At 50.3% G+C, this 15964-nt stretch carries 13 protein-coding genes; 10 read left to right on the forward strand and 3 right to left on the reverse strand.

From position 1 onward, the window contains the following. Positions 1-342: 342 nt before the first annotated feature. The 3 genes from KTH89_RS13920 to galT are packed head-to-tail and all read left to right on the forward strand — an operon-like array spanning position 343 to position 4036. Positions 343-1515 carry a galactokinase gene (locus KTH89_RS13920; RefSeq protein ID WP_238722111.1) on the forward strand — a complete coding sequence of 391 codons (1173 nt, stop codon included), beginning with the start codon at positions 343-345 and terminating at the stop codon, positions 1513-1515. 27 nt (positions 1516-1542) lie between these two features. After that, positions 1543-2541 (forward strand): UDP-glucose 4-epimerase GalE, encoded by a 999-nt coding sequence (galE, locus tag KTH89_RS13925; protein ID WP_158348576.1) that lies wholly within the window; start codon positions 1543-1545, stop codon positions 2539-2541. Position 2542: 1 nt separating this feature from the next. Further along, entirely contained in the window at positions 2543-4036 is a 1494-nt protein-coding gene (gene galT / locus KTH89_RS13930) for a UDP-glucose--hexose-1-phosphate uridylyltransferase (RefSeq protein WP_238722112.1), read from the forward strand. A 980-nt stretch (positions 4037-5016) separates the two neighbouring features. On the opposite strand, the gene KTH89_RS13935 is transcribed toward galT, so the two are convergent. Then, complete coding sequence (locus KTH89_RS13935) at positions 5017-5904, reverse strand: sugar phosphate isomerase/epimerase family protein (RefSeq protein WP_238722113.1); 888 nt, start codon at positions 5902-5904, stop codon at positions 5017-5019. Between the two features lie 233 nt (positions 5905-6137). On the opposite strand from KTH89_RS13935, the gene KTH89_RS13940 reads away from it, so the two are divergent. Continuing rightward, positions 6138-6968, forward strand: coding sequence for an aldo/keto reductase (locus KTH89_RS13940; RefSeq protein WP_238722114.1), 831 nt, complete (start codon positions 6138-6140; stop codon positions 6966-6968). 137 nt (positions 6969-7105) lie between these two features. Here KTH89_RS13940 and KTH89_RS13945 read toward each other — a convergent pair whose 3' ends face one another. Continuing rightward, positions 7106-8146, reverse strand: a complete 1041-nt coding sequence (locus KTH89_RS13945) for a LacI family DNA-binding transcriptional regulator (protein WP_238722115.1) — start codon at positions 8144-8146, stop codon at positions 7106-7108. Positions 8147-8661: 515 nt separating this feature from the next. Between KTH89_RS13945 and KTH89_RS13950 the strand changes: the two genes are divergently transcribed. Continuing rightward, a complete protein-coding gene (locus KTH89_RS13950) occupies positions 8662-9783 on the forward strand; it encodes a Gfo/Idh/MocA family protein (RefSeq protein ID WP_238722116.1) in 1122 nt (373 codons plus the stop codon). Between the two features lie 157 nt (positions 9784-9940). After that, complete coding sequence (locus tag KTH89_RS13955; RefSeq protein ID WP_158346328.1) at positions 9941-11443, forward strand: 4Fe-4S dicluster domain-containing protein; 1503 nt, start codon at positions 9941-9943, stop codon at positions 11441-11443. Positions 11444-11543: 100 nt separating this feature from the next. Here KTH89_RS13955 and KTH89_RS13960 read toward each other — a convergent pair whose 3' ends face one another. Beyond that, positions 11544-12932 (reverse strand): MATE family efflux transporter, encoded by a 1389-nt coding sequence (locus KTH89_RS13960; RefSeq protein WP_238722117.1) that lies wholly within the window; start codon positions 12930-12932, stop codon positions 11544-11546. A gap of 144 nt (positions 12933-13076) precedes the next feature. On the opposite strand from KTH89_RS13960, the gene KTH89_RS13965 reads away from it, so the two are divergent. From KTH89_RS13965 to moaA, 4 genes are all read left to right on the forward strand, one after another. Continuing rightward, complete coding sequence (locus KTH89_RS13965; RefSeq protein WP_158346332.1) at positions 13077-13337, forward strand: YlmC/YmxH family sporulation protein; 261 nt, start codon at positions 13077-13079, stop codon at positions 13335-13337. 154 nt (positions 13338-13491) lie between these two features. Further along, complete coding sequence (locus KTH89_RS13970; protein ID WP_238722118.1) at positions 13492-14517, forward strand: molybdopterin-binding protein; 1026 nt, start codon at positions 13492-13494, stop codon at positions 14515-14517. Positions 14518-14523: 6 nt separating this feature from the next. After that, complete coding sequence (gene moaC / locus KTH89_RS13975; RefSeq protein ID WP_158346334.1) at positions 14524-15018, forward strand: cyclic pyranopterin monophosphate synthase MoaC; 495 nt, start codon at positions 14524-14526, stop codon at positions 15016-15018. Beyond that, complete coding sequence (gene moaA / locus KTH89_RS13980) at positions 14981-15964, forward strand: GTP 3',8-cyclase MoaA (protein WP_238722119.1); 984 nt, start codon at positions 14981-14983, stop codon at positions 15962-15964. Before moaC ends, moaA begins: the two co-directional genes overlap by 38 nt.

The raw sequence follows: 15964 nt of genomic DNA on the forward strand, positions 1-15964 counted from the left end.
TTTGAGCTGACGGCCTGTGCTTTTGAGCCGTAAAAGGCGAAAAAGTACATGCTTTTATGATTGTAATATCGGGGGGTGTTTCTGTCAAATGTAAGATGCAATGAAACGAGACATGCTTTTCTTTTGCTTCTTATTTATAATTATAGAGATTTCTTATTTTCTTATTTGATAGAAATTTTATAGAAACCTATCATAGAAATCTGTCATAGAAATCTGTCATAGAAATCTTACTATAGAATTGAAAAATTCTATTTACAAATGAGAAAACTGTGTTATAATGAGCACATAAACAGAAAAAATGTTTTATAACAGAAAAAATAAAATAAATAAAGGAGATGTGTCATGAAAGAGCAATTGATGGGAAAGTTTGCGGAGCTGTTCGGAGGGGATGGAGATATCCGGGCATACTTTGCACCCGGACGGGTCAATCTGATCGGAGAGCACACGGATTATAACGGAGGGCATGTATTTCCCTGCGCCCTGACCATCGGAACCTATGCTATAGCCAGGAAAAGACAGGATCGGAACCTTTGCTTTTATTCCATGAATTTTGAGCAGTTGGGCGTTATTACCTCAAGCCTTGACCAGCTTACATATGAAAAAGAGGCGGGGTGGACGAATTATCCGAAGGGGGTTATATGGGCCTTCCGGTCGAAAGGATTTTCCATAGAACAGGGATTTGACCTGCTGCTGTACGGCAATATACCAAACGGTTCGGGGCTGTCTTCCTCCGCGTCAGTCGAAGTGGTGACCGGGGTGATACTTAGGGATCTGTATGGATTGGACGATGTGAGTATGACGCAGATCGCGCTGTATGGCCAGTATTCGGAAAATAATTTTAACGGGGTCAACTGCGGTATTATGGATCAGTTTGCCATCGCTATGGGGAAAAAGGATCATGCCATTTTCCTGGATACCAGTAATCTGGCTTACGAATACGCTCCCATCAAACTGGAAAACGCAAGGATCGTGATCGCCTGCAGCAATAAAAAGCGGGGACTTGGGGATTCTAAGTATAATGAGCGCAGGAGCCAGTGCGAGGCAGCCCTTGCAGATATTCAGAAGGTAAAGAATATTAAGGCGCTGGGAGAACTTACGGAGGCGGAGTTTGAAGAGGTTAAGGGGGCCATATCGGACCCGGTATGCCAAAGAAGAGCCCGCCACGCAGTTTATGAAAATCAACGGACCATCCGGGCGGTGGAAGCGCTAAAGGCAAATGACATTGAACAGTTCGGAGCGCTCATGAACGCATCCCACGTCTCGTTGCGGGACGACTACGAGGTGACCGGGAAAGAACTGGATACCTTGGCTGAGGCGGCCTGGGAAGCGGACGGAGTCATCGGATCGCGTATGACCGGGGCCGGATTCGGCGGCTGCACGGTCAGTATTGTGAAAAGTGATAAGACAGACGACTTTATTGAGAAAGTGGGCAGCAGGTATTTGGAAGAAATCGGATATGCGGCGGATTTCTATGTAGTGGATATCGGAGACGGCGCAGGAAAACTGGAAGCTTAGAAGAATAGAAGGAGGAGAACAGGAATTATGTCCATATTAGTTCTGGGAGGAGCCGGATACATCGGTTCCCACACGGTATACGCGTTAAAAGAAAAAGGGGAAGATGTGGTCATCATCGATAATCTGGAGACAGGTTATAAGGAGGCGGTGCATCCGGAAGCCAGATTCTATGAGGGGGATATCCGGAACCGGGCGTTTCTGGACGAAGTATTTGAAAAAGAGACGGGCATACAGGCGGTAATCCATTTCGCAGCCAATTCCCAGGTGGGCGAGAGCATGGTCGATCCGTTAAAATATTATGATAACAACCTGTGCGGCACAAAGGTACTTCTGGACGCTATGGTGGCGCATGATATCAAGCATATCGTCTTTTCCTCCACCGCCGCTACTTACGGCGAGCCGGAGCGGATCCCGATATTGGAAACGGACCGGACAGAGCCTGTGAACACTTACGGCGAGACTAAATTGTCCATGGAAAAGATGTTTAAATGGGTGGGCAAAGCCCATGGGCTTACCTACGTGTCCCTGCGCTACTTCAACGCCTGCGGGGCGCATATAAGCGGGCAGATCGGGGAAGCTCACAATCCGGAGACCCATCTGATTCCTCTGATTCTGCAGGTACCGTTAGGACAGCGGGAGGCCATTAAGATCTTCGGAGAAGACTATGGGACCAAGGACGGCACCTGCATCCGCGATTACATCCATGTGACGGATCTGGCCCAGGCCCACATTCTGGCGGTACAATATCTGCTGGATGGAAAGGAAAGCAATATTTTCAATCTGGGCAACGGCATCGGCTTTACCGTAAAAGAAGTGGTGGAGACGGCCAGAAAAGTAACCGGCCATCCGATTCCGGCTGTCATCGAGGGAAGAAGAGCCGGAGATCCCGCTCAGTTAATCGCATCCAGCGAGAAAGCAAAAACAGTTCTGGGATGGAAACCGGAGCATGCGGATCTGGAAGAAATCATTGAGACAGCATGGAAATGGCACAGTACCCATCCAAACGGTTACGGTAAGGAGGATTAAAATGCTGTTCGAAAATATCAAGAAATTAGTCAAATACGGACTGGAGACCGGGCTGATCGAAGAAAATGACGTCATCTATACGACCAACCGGCTGCTGGAGCTGTTCGAAGAAGCGGATTATGAAGAGACGCAGGAAGAATATTCGGACGTCGAACTGGAACCTGTCTTACAAGAATTGCTGGACGAGGCCCACGTCCGCGGAATTCTCAAAGAAGACAGCGTTGTCTACCGGGATCTGTTTGATACAAAAATTATGGGCTGCCTGGCGCCAAGACCCAGTGAATTCCAGAAAAAGTTCTGGGCGCTCTACGAAGAAGACCCCCGCAAGGCCACGGATTATTTCTACAAATTCAGCCAGGATACGGATTATATCAGACGCTACCGGATCTGCAAGGATATGAGATGGAAGGTGGACAGCGAATACGGCTCCATGGATATCACTATCAACCTGTCCAAACCCGAAAAAGATCCCAAGGCCATCGCGGCAGCCAAACTGGCCAAAGCAAGCGGTTATCCGAAATGCCTGCTTTGTAAGGAAAATGAGGGCTATATGGGGCGTGTTAACCATCCCGCCCGCCAGAACCACAGAATCGTACCGGTCACGATCCAGGGAGGAGCCTGGGGTTTCCAGTATTCCCCTTATGTATATTACAATGAGCACTGTATTGTATTTAACGGAGAGCATATCCCGATGAAAATCGACCGGACGGCATTCGCAAAGCTCTTTGACTTTATCAAGCTGTTCCCCCACTACTTCATCGGTTCCAATGCCGATCTGCCCATCGTTGGCGGATCGATCTTAAGCCACGATCATTTCCAGGGCGGAAACTACGAATTCGCCATGGCCCGGGCCGCCATCGAAGAGCAGATCACAATCCCGGGTTATGAGGATGTGGAAGCCGGCATCCTGCACTGGCCGCTGTCCGTCATCCGCATCCGCCACAAGGATTCCGGGCGTCTGGTAGAGCTTGCGGATTACATTTTAAGAAAATGGAGGGCCTACACCGACGAGGAAGCGTTCATATACGCCGAGACCAACGGTGAGCCCCATAACACCATCACCCCCATCGCCCGTCAAAAAGACGGCGTATACGAGTTAGACTTAACCCTGCGCAATAATATTACGACAGAGGAGCATCCGTTTGGCGTCTATCATCCCCACGCGGATCTGCACCACATCAAAAAAGAAAACATCGGATTAATCGAAGTGATGGGACTGGCCGTACTGCCCGCCCGTCTGAAAGACGAAATGGAAAACCTGGCATCCGCCATTCTGGCCGGAAAAGAGATACGTGCGGACGAAGAGCTGGCAAAACACGCGGACTGGGTGGAAGAGTTCCTTCCCCGCCATCCCGAACTGAACAAAGAGAACATACACAGCATTCTCCAGCAGGAAATCGGCCAGGTCTTCGTAAAAGTCCTGGAAGACGCCGGTGTATTCAAATGCGACCCCGCCGGCCGAGAAGCTTTCCGGAGGTTTACTGCGGGGCTGTGAGAGGGGAGCTGCAAAGGGGAGGGATCCCCTATTGCATTTTTCAGGTTCACTCGCCCGGCCGGGGTTCTGCCTCGGGTTTGGGTCAGCCCGCCGCTTATGTCGGGGGATCGCGGGCGGTATCCGGGGAGGCTTCCGGCTCCGGGGTTCTTTTGTGTCTCCCCGGGAGCGCGGAGGGCTTGCGCTGGTATCCGCTAAGTGAAATCGAAAAGCCGGGTTCAGGAACCGAGCCTATTCACCAGGAACACATGAGGTGTTCCCGGTTCAGAGGCTCTTGCCCGTCGGACGTGAAGTCCGCCGGTCATCCTGAACCCGGCTTTCCGATTTCACTAAGCGGATACGCAGCCGCCCTATGCGCTCCCGGGGAGACACAAAAGAACCCCGGAGCCGGAAGCCTCCCCGGATACCGCCCGCGATCCCCCGACATAAGCGGCGGGCTGACCCAAACCCGAGACAGAACCCCTGTTGGGCGAGTTTGCCCTGAAAAATACAATAGGGGATCTTAGACTTCTCCGTAAGTATCTTCTGACTTCTAACCATTTATTTTAATACCTTTCACAGCACATAAAAATCTGTGGGTATATCTGCATATCATTCAAACAGAAAGTAAAGTAGGAGCGGGCCGGGGCAGGGAGCGCCTTGCGGGAACCGGGGCCAGGGAAACATAGGCCAGAGGGCGCGGGAAGCCCCACCATACGGGGGCCAAACGCTTGAGGCCGGATCTTAGAACGGGTTACGCAGATGACGGGAGAACCTCGCAGGGCCTGGAACACTGTTCGAGCCGTTTTGTGGCGAGTTTGTTCCAGGCCCTGCTAATAAGAGGTTCTCCCGTCATCGGAGTTACCCGTTCTTAGATCCGGCCGATGCGATTTGGCCCCCGTATGGTGGGGCTTCCCGTGCCCTCTGGCCTATGTTTCCCTGGCCCCGGTTCCCGCAAGACGCCCCCTGCCCCGGCCCGCTCCGGCCCCTTTACTCCAAAATAATCAGCAGTCCACCCCGCGGATTTTGCGATAGTTTTTAAGGCTGATTTCGATGCTTTCGAATTCGGTGGGCCTGCGCGTGAAATCCTGTTTTAGGAGGACGTAGGATACGTTTCCGATTTCGGCGGCCAGATCAATGATGGGCTGCAGTTTCAGGATACCTTCCCCGATTTCTGTGAAAAGTTCACATTGTACGGGATGAATGTTTTGAATTTCGTTTCCTTGCAGCAGTTTGTCATATTGTATGTTTTCCGCTATGGGATGGTGGTTTTTGAAATTCCACATGTTGAATTTGTCGATCTGGTCCAGCGGGTAGTCTTCCTGGACGATGGAACCTATACGGTCCGGGTATTTGCGGAAGAATGCGTAAGGATCTACCAGTCCCCGCATGAGCCAGTAGGTGTTCAGGGAGAGGTGGAACAGCTCCGGGTCGGTCTGGGACAGCAATAGGCTCATGATGGTCTGTCCGTCCATCTGCTGGAATTCATGATAATGATTTTCATAATAGAGAGAAAGGCCGTATTTCTGACAGAGGTTTCCGGCTTTGTTGTAGAAACGGCATTTTTCGTCCAGGATCTTGCGGGACGGAAAGTAATCGATGGGAATGACTAATCTGCTGCATCCCAGTTTTTGAAAAAAGGTACAGGTTTTTTCTAAATTTTCTTCCGTCAGATTCGTGACATAACCGCCGATAATCGAGATGTTTGCAGCATCCGCTTCTTTTTTCCATTCTTCCGCGCTCAATCCATAATAGGCGCTGCCGGAAGCGTCATAATTCGGTAATTCTATATAACGGTAACCAATACCGGCAGTTTTTCGAAGCGCGCCCAGCGGATCAAACCGCATGTATTCCCGTACCGTATATCCTTGCAGACCAACTTTAATTCCCATAATAAATACCCACCCTTTCCGATCTTCGTTTTTTTATTGACTATTTTGGGACATGTCATATGTATGCAGTTATTATAAAATAAAAAATGAAAACTTTCAACATGTTTTCACTAATAAATTAATTATTTTCATGAAAAATGTAAAATATTATTGACGAAAGTCATGAAAGACCCTATAATATCAATAAAAGACAGTGAAACAATTTTTGTAATAGTGGATGGGAGGGTCATGTAATGAAAATTTTCAACAAAGAACTGGCCAACGGAGTTAAGGTGCCTTGTATCGGCATCGGCATGGACCAGGTTACAGATCAGAGACAGGCATATGATGCGATTCATTGCGCTTTTGAGGCGGGGTATCGAAGTATCGACACCGCGTCGTCTTACAAGAATGAAGAAGCGGTGGGAAAAGCGGTGCAGGAGAGCGCGCTTTCCCGGGAAGAGCTGTACATAACCACAAAACTGACTGCGGCGGATCAGGGATATGACGCAGCCCTTCGGGCCTTTGACCGGAGTATGCAGGCGCTGAGACTCAGCTACCTGGACTGTTTCTTAATCCACTGGCCCGGAAAATATCTGTATGGAGAGACCTGGAGAGCGTTCGAACGCCTGTATCAGGAAAAAGCGGTCCGGGTTATCGGCGTTTGCAATTTCAATCCGCATCACATAGAAACGCTGGTGAGCCAAGGAAGTATGCTCCCTCTGGTCAACCAGGTAGAGAGCCATCCATACTATCCCCAGAATGAGCTGCAGTCCTACTGTGAAGACAAAAACATCCTGATGGAAGCATGGAGTCCCCTCATGTGCGGCGGCATTATCCTGAAAGATCCCGTGATTATAAAAATCAGCCGGGAGACGGGAAAATCTCCCGCCCAGGTCGTGCTGCGCTGGCATATCCAGAAAAACCACCGGATTTTCCCGAAGTCCGTAACTCCCGCCCGAATCCGGGAAAACTTGGATATCTTCGACTTTGAACTGAACCAGGACCAGATGTCCGCCATCGAAACCTTAAAAGACCACAATCAAAAAATAGGCCCGAATCCGGACATCTTCTTTGAGGTGTAGACATTATAAATCCAGAATGATCTATAAACGAAGAGCTGATCCGGAGCAAAAGCAGGGTGAAAAACGGAGGCAGCCGGGCTCAAAGGAAGGGCTGCCTTCGCTTTTTCTGCGGACATTAGGAACCATTTCGGGCAATCCTACCCCCGCGTCACCGGAATAGCCGTAGATTCCCGGATGATCAGCTCCGTATTCAACACCATATGCTTCGTCTCGGCGGAAGGGTTTGTCAGCTTCTCGTGCATCAGTTCGCAGGAGATGTACCCCAGCTGGAATTTTGGCTGGTTGACGGTGGTGATGGAAGGCATGGTAATGCTGGAAATATCCACATTATCAAAGCCGACTACGATAATATCCTCAGGCACCCGGAAATTCGTATGCTTCGTGGCGCGGATCACCGCGGCGGCGCACATATCGGATACGGCGAAGAAGGCGTCCGGCGGATTGGGCATGGTCAGAAGCTTTGCCACGGAGGAGAAGGCCATGTCCGCATTGATTTCCGGAAGTTGGATAATCCAGTCGGGATTCACTTCGATCCCGGCGTTTTCCAATGCTTTGAGATAACCCTCTTTGCGGTGGCGCGCGTATTTGTACTCCATTGGCCCGTTAACCAGGGCGATTTTCCGGTGCCCGGTGGATAAAATATAATCCATGGCGTTTTTGGAAGAGGCCAGATCGTCGATGCCTACGGTGGACACCGGTGAATACTCTTCAAACTCGCAGCATTGCACCAGAGGGAAGGATGCGGATAAAGTCTGCACCACATTGGCGCTTAAGTGATTCAGCGTGATGATCCCCTTCGCATTTACCCTGGACAGCATGTTCATAATCGATGAGAGATTACTCTCATGGATATGCCCCTGGTTAAGCAGCATATCGTACTCGTGCAGTTCGGCCGCCGCCTTCGCGCCTTTTACGATTTCATTATAAAACGGGTTGCTCAGGGAGGGGATATTGATAATGAGCAGATCCTTTTCGGAACGCCGGCTGTCGGCCGAAAGGGCAGCCGGAGCAGCGGCGCTTTTTTGGTAATTCAGCGCCTGCGCGGATTCCATGACTTGACGATACGTATCTTCGTTGACGATACCTTTGTGATTAAAGACTCTGGAAACAGTCGCCACAGAGACCCCGGCATGGTTTGCGACGTCTGTGATCGTTGCTTTCTGTCGTTTTGGGCTCATTTAAAACACCGCCTTCTTAAAAAATAAGCTCCATTTATCAAAATTGAACGGAAATAAATGGAAAACTTTTGTCTATTATAGCATGTTATTCGATTACTGCATAGTGCTCCATTGAAAAATCTTACAAAACTATGTAAAATTACATCCTGTGAATATCACCGTTTGGAGAGGCAGAGTTGCCACGGAAGGTGGGTCTGAAACACAGGAAATTTTTTTGCTGATTCTAAGTGAATCCATAGTTTCACAAGTAGAACGCAGCATACATTGTGCACAAAATCAATCGGATTCTTTTATGCAAAAGATCAAAATATAAGAAATAGGGTAATTTTTTGCGAAACCTGATTGACTCATTTTTGGGATTATGCTACTATATTTTCATGAAAAAACTGAAAATGATAGATATTTTCATGAAAAAAGAAAGAAGATGATAGATCACCGGAGAACCGGGAAACTAGCAGTAGGAACCATATAAAACGATAACTGCCGCTTTAAAAACGGCAACATGGAGGCAAAGTATGGAAAAAGTAAACGTTGGAGTCATTGGGTGCGGAAATATCAGCGAAAAATATTTGGAAAATTTATGCGGTATTTTTAGCCAGACGCAGGTAATCGCGGTCACAGACATAAAAGAGGAGGCGGCTAAGCTGCGCGCGGAACAGTTTCACATTCCCAGGGTGTGTAAAAGCAGCGAAGAATTACTTGCCATACCGGAGATTGACATCGTGGTAGTCCTGACCCAGCCCGGGCAGCACGCGCAGATCTGTGAGCAGGCGCTGCTGGCGGGAAAACACACCTATGTGGAAAAACCTCTGGCGCTGAACACCGAAGACGGACGCCGTCTGGTGGAACTGGCGGCCCGGCAAAATAAAATGCTGACCAGCGCGCCCGATACGGTACTGGGAAGCGGCATACAGACCGCCCGCAAACTGATCGACGAGGGATGGATCGGCAGGCCGTTCGGAGCCATCAGCCACATCCTGACAGGGGGGCCGGAATCGTGGCATCCCAATCCTGCTTTCCTGTATCACAAAGGGGCAGGCCCATTATATGATGTGGCGCCCTACTATGTGGCGGGCTTGACTTATCTGCTGGGGCCTGTGGAAAGCGTTATGTGCTCCGCAAAAAAAGTGCATGAGGAGCGCACCATCACCAGTGAGCCTCTGTACGGCACCAAGATCCAGGTAGAAGTTCCCACGTATCTGGCCGGAATCCTGACCATGGAAAGCGGAGTCGTCGCAACCATCCACCATTCTTTTGACGTAGACGCCACAAGGATGGACGACAGCGTAGAGATCTACGGTACCGAGGGCACCCTCGTGATCCCCACCCCCTGTGGTTTTTCAGGAAAGATCCACTACCGGAGAAAAGGAAACCCGGACTGGGCCGACATCCCCTGTATTTTTGAATATAAGAGGGATATGCGTGGAATCGGCGTAGCCGATATGGCCTCAGCGATACTGGAAAACCGGAGCCAGCGTCTGAGCGCGGCCTTTGGATATCACACATTAAATGTACTGGAGGCGTTGGATATTTCCGCTCAGGAAGGAACCGCCCAGCCCATTGCCAGCACATTTGAGAGAACAGAAGCGATGCTTCTGAATCCCGGCTGGGGAGATGAGCAAAGAAATAGGGGTTAAGGCCGGTAAACAGGAAGAACCGCCGGCAACACAGACCGTCTCATGCGGGAGGCGTAACATTCGAGGGAATGTTACACCTCCCGTAAAATTTTTTCCCATTTTAGACCGAAGTGTGATAAAATGTTAACGAGAATGAAATTTTAGGAGGTACGAAAGAATGAGAGGACTGGAAACCCCCGTTCGTAAACTGCGCCATCAGGTATTTACGGAGGTTGCAAAAGTAGCTTATGCTTCGGAAAATGTGAATAACGATATTGAGGCGATCCCCTATAAAATCACCCCGGGTGATGTGCCTTTGTACCGGGAGAGTATCTATAGAGAAAGGGCGATTGCTTCTGAGCGGGTCCGGCTGGCGATGGGAATGTCCTTAAGACCGGAGGACAAGCCGGTACATATCACGGATGGAATTGAACTGAGTAACATTGACCAGAAATATTATGAACCGCCCCTTATGCAGGTGATTCCTTCCGCCTGTAACTCATGCGCGGATAATAAGATGGAAGTCAGCAACGAATGCCAGGGCTGTATCGCCCATCCCTGTCAGGAGGTATGTCCCAAGGGCGCGATTTCCTTCGTGAACGGCAAGTCTTTTATCGATCAGGAGAAATGTATCCAGTGCGGCAGATGTAAAGCAGCCTGTCCCTATGACGCTATCGCCAGGAAGATCCGTCCCTGCGCGGCGGCCTGCGGAATCAAGGCCATCGAGTCGGACGATCTGGGCAGGGCGAAGATCAACACGAACATGTGCGTTTCCTGCGGACAGTGTATGGTCAGCTGCCCCTTCGGAGCGATTGCCGATAAATCACAGCTGTTCCAGCTGATCCGCTGCATGAAGAACGGCGGGGAGGTAATCGCGGAGGTAGCTCCCGCTATTATCGGCCAGTTCGGACCGGAAAATAACCAGAAGAAAGTGAAGGCCGCCCTTTTGGAGCTGGGCTTTAGTAAGGTATATGAAGTGGCCATGGGCGCGGATGTGGGTTGTGTGACGGAGGCGCATCACTATGTAGAGAAAGTGGTGACGGAGGAACTGCCGTTCCTGCTGACTTCCTGTTGTCCTTCCTGGTCTATGATGGCGAAGAAGTTTTTCCCGGAGATGATCGACAGTGTGTCCAATTCCCTGACTCCCATGGTGGCCACAGCCAGAACGATCAAGCAGAAGCACCCCGACGCGAAGGTTGTGTTTATCGGGCCGTGTGCGTCCAAGAAACTGGAAGCCTCCAGAAGAACGGTGCGAAGCGATGTGGATTTTGTGATTACCTTTGAAGAACTGCTGGGCATGTTCGATGCGAAGGGGATTAATCTGGACGAATACGACAAAGAGGTGTCCATGCATGACGCCACCGGAGCGGGCCGCGGCTACGCGATCGCCGGAGGGGTCGCGGAGGCCATTGAAAAATGCGTGAATGAATACTATCCGGATGTGGACGTGCTGATTGAGCATGCGGAGGGCCTGGAAGAATGTAAGAAGATGCTGATGCTGGCCAAAGCGGGCAGAAAGAACGGCTGTCTGATAGAGGGTATGGCCTGTCCCGGCGGCTGCGTGGCCGGCGCGGGAACCAATATCCCGATTAACAAGGCTACGGTAGAGGTTAAGAAATTTGTAAAGGCATCCTCAAAACCGATTCCTGCGAAAGAATTAGAAGAAATCGAACTTCCTTGATCCGAGCTTAAATGAAATACCAGTTGGCAAAAAGATCCTGGATAGGTGATATGTAACGGTTCTTAAATTTCAGTTAAGTTTATAAAGCGTTATCTGCTTTTTACCCGGAGGTAAAAAGCAGAAACGCTTTTTCTTTTGAAAGGCAAATCAGGGCAATCACCAAAGTAGCCGCTTCCGCCAGCGGGACAGCCAGCCATACGCCGGGAATGCCCAGGAACCAGGGCAGAACGATAAGCCCTGCCGTGATAAAACCAAACGTTCTTAAAAAGGACAGCAATGCGGAAGTTTTGCCGTTTGAAAGGGCGGTAAAAACAGCGGAGGTAAAAATATTGAATCCGCACAATAAAAAACTAAAGGAAAAGATGGAAAATCCATCCAGCGCAATCTTATAAACGTCGCTTTCCCTCGGACAGAAAATACCTACCAGACCGGAAGCGCAGGTGAGAGAGAAGACGAATAAAAGAACGGATGCGACGGCTAGAAAGGCCAGGCACAGCCGTAATACCTTACGCAGCCGCGGGCGGTTTCCGCTGCCATAGTTATAGCTGATGATGGGAGCCGCCCCCATCGAAAAACCGATGTACAGCGTAGTCAGCAGAAACTGGGAGTAGATGAGGATCGTAATGGCGGCCACCCCATTTTCTCCCAGATGTTTCATCATTACACGGTTGAACAGGAAGGTAGTTACAGCGGAGGCAGCCTGGCTGACCATTTCGGAGGAACCGTTCAGGCAGCTCTCCCGTATGACCCCGAAGTCCCAAAGGGGTCTGCAAAAGCGCAGGGTACCCTTCGTGCGGATAAAAAAGACCAGACCGAACCCAGCAGGCAGCAGATAGCCGATGCCGGTTCCCAGCGCGGAACCCGCGATCCCCATGTCAAGGGGAACCATGAACAGATAATCCAATAGCAGGTTTGCGATACCGGCGCTTACGGACAGCAGCATGCCATAGCCGGGATGTCCGGCTGTGATAAGCAGAGTCTGAAACAGAACCTGCAGCATACTGGCTGGAGTGAAAAGAAGAAGCACAAACAGGTAATCCTTACAATAGGGATATAAAAGCCGGCTGGCCCCCAGGCCCCGGATGATTTGATCGAGAAAGAAAATCCCGACTACAGCCAGGAGAATACCCAGGAGGATGCCCGTCAGAATCAGCAGCGTAAGATTCCGGCAGGCTTCTTTTTCATTTCCGCTCCCCATTTTCCTGGCGATGATGGCGCTGCCTCCTGTGGCGACCATGGTCCCCAATCCTACGATGAGATTGACAACAGGACAGACGATATTGACAGCGGACAGGGCGTTTGTATGGATGAACCGGGATACCATGGCGGTATCGCCAATGGTATAAAAGCCCATAAGCAACATCATTACAATGGAGGGAGCCACAAACTGAAGCAGGGAGAGCGGATGAAAATCCTGCGCTAAACGAAGTTTTTGGGACTGCTCTTTTGCAGGGGTGACTTTTTCAATAGAGATAGTTTTCTTGCGCATGATGACGCCTCCTTTTTTGGTATGTATTGTAACAAAAATCAAATGCCGCGGTTTCATGAATCTTGCTATAAAATCCGATCCGGGTATCATTATCCGGTTTCCGTCATATATATAAAACATAGCAAGAAAAAGCGGGGCTTTTCCATGCGGGTATATGAATTAAAGCAAAAAGAAGTAATTAATATGTGTGACTGTGCACGGCTGGGCTGTGTGATTGATATCGATTTTGATATCAAGACGGGCTGTGTCCGGGCGCTGATTATACCGGGACCGGGAAAGGGCTTCTGCCTGTTTGGGCGGGATATGGAATACGTGATTCCCTGGTGTCAGGTAAAACAGATCGGCGCGGATATTATCCTTGTAGATGTGGATATCGAAAAGGTATTGGTAAAGTGCGGTATTTAACTGGAATACCCAGGGCGCCGCTCCATAAATTACCACGGCTTTTCCGGGGAAACCCATTCAAATCCGGTTGCATTGCCCTCCCGAATCATGTATGATTGTAATAAATAACCGTTATTCTCAAATGAGAATAAAGAAGAGAAAAGAGGGGGATGCCTTGAAACTCATTCGAACAGAAGATGCGGTGGGACAGGTCCTGTGTCACGATATCACCCAGATCATTCCTGGCGTGACAAAAGACGCGGTGTTCCGCAAAGGGCACGTGGTGACAAAAGAAGATATTCCGGTGCTGCTCAGTGTGGGCAAGGAACATTTATACGTATGGGAAAAGCAGGAAGGAATGCTCCATGAAAATGAAGCGGCGGAAATCTTATGCGCGATCTGCAAAGGACAAAATATGGAACGTACTCAGGCCAAGGAGGGGAAAATCGAATTGATCGCCGCCTGCGACGGCCTGCTGAAAGTAGATAGCAGCAGATTGAAAGCGGTGAACTCATTAGGAGAGATGATCATTGCCACCAGGCACGGCAACTTTCCGGTGAAAAAGGGGGACAAGCTGGCGGGAACCCGGATCATACCGCTGGTGATACAGGAAGAAAAAATGGAAGCGGCGAAAAAGGCCGCAGGAGAGGAACCGATACTGGATTTAAAACCGTTTGCGCGTAAAAAGGCTGCGATTCTGACCACAGGCAGCGAGGTGTATCATGGCCGGATTCAGGATCAATTTACGCCTGTGATCTTGGAGAAGCTGGCGGAATATGACACGGAAGTGATCGGCAGCCAGATCCTGGATGACAAACATGAACAGATCACGCAGGCGATTCTTGATTTTATCGCAAAAGGAGCGGAACTGATTATCTGTACGGGCGGAATGAGTGTGGATCCTGACGACAGAACACCGCTGGCGATCAAAAATACAGGGGCGGATGTGGTGAGCTACGGAGCGCCGGTACTGCCGGGAGCCATGTTTATGCTGGCCTACTACGAGGGCCGGATTCCCATCGCGGGACTGCCGGGCTGCGTTATGTATGCGAAACGGACGATTTTTGACCTGGTGCTGCCGAGGCTGATGGCAGATGACAGGATACATAGGGAAGATCTTCAGGTATTGGGCCAGGGAGGCCTGTGCCTCTCCTGCCCGGTCTGCACATTTCCAAACTGCGGTTTTGGGAAAGGAGAATAAGTAAATATGGAATTGACACATTTTGATGAACAGGGCAATGCACGGATGGTGGATGTGGGACAAAAGGCGGAAACCCAGCGGGAAGCTGTGGCGGTGGGCCGGATCCAGATGAATGAAGAGACCTACCAGGCTGTGCAGCAGGGGAGCATGTCCAAAGGTGACGTGCTGGGCGTGGCCAGGATCGCCGGAATCACCGGCGCGAAGAAGACCTCGGACCTGATCCCCCTGACCCACAACATAAATTTGACTAACGTAACGCTGGATTTTAAGCTGTACCCCATGACCAGGGAGATCGAGGCGTCCTGCACCGCACGGACATTCGGAAGAACGGGAGTGGAAATGGAGGCCATAACCGGCGTCAGCATTGCGCTTCTGACCATATACGACATGTGCAAGGCGTTAGACAAGGGAATGGAAATCGGTCAGATATACTTACAAAAGAAAACCGGAGGAAAAAGCGGGGATGTCTATAATCGAAGACAGGTACGGAAGGAAGATTGATTATCTTCGGATATCCATAACCGATCGCTGTAATTTCAGATGTAAATATTGCATGCCGGAAGAAGTGGACAGTATTCCGCATGACCAGATTTTAAGCTACGAGGAAATCCTGCGCATTTGCAAATGCGCAGGATTACTTGGCGTTTGCAATTTCAAAGTTACCGGCGGCGAGCCCTTTGTGCGGAAAGGATGCATGGAGCTTTTAAGCAATCTGAAAAAGCTGCCGGGCGCAGAAACGGTCACAGTCACCACCAACGGAATGCTGCTGGGCGAATATCTGCCGGAATTAAAGCGGATCGGGATAGACGGGGTAAATATAAGCCTGGATTCCTTAAAAGAGGACGTCTTCCGGGAAATCACAGGCGTCCCCGGCCTGCCGGCGGTCCGCAAAGCCATGATGGACGCCGTGGCCATGGGCCTGCGGGTTAAAATCAACTGTGTGCTGATGCGTGGCGTCAATGAGACGGAAATCCCGGAATTTGTGCGGCTGAGCCGCCGGTACCCCATCGATGTGCGCTTCATCGAAATGATGCCCATCGGCTATGGAAGACAGTATGCGGCTATCCCGGCAGAGGAAGTCTTAAGCAGGATCCGGGAAGCTGTACCGGATCTGCGCAGCATCGATGAAAAACGGGGAAACGGCCCGGCGGTATATTATAAGGGAAGCGGCCAGCAGGGCTGTATCGGAATTATCCAGGCGGTCAGCCACAAATTCTGCGACAGCTGCAACCGGCTCCGCCTGACGTCGGACGGTTTCTTAAAGCTGTGCCTGTACTATCCCGACGGTGTGGATCTGAAAGGCCCGCTTAGAAGCGGCGCCTCCGACCGGGACTTAACGGATGTAATAGATCAGGCCATTTTAAGAAAACCGAAGGAACACCGGTTTGGCGAGCGGCAGGAAATACAGGAACAGGACACCAGAGTGATGTCCGGGATAGGAGGTTGA

The sequence above is a fragment of the Diplocloster agilis genome (assembly GCF_019042275.1).
Classification (GTDB): Bacteria; Bacillota; Clostridia; order Lachnospirales; family Lachnospiraceae; genus Diplocloster; species Diplocloster agilis.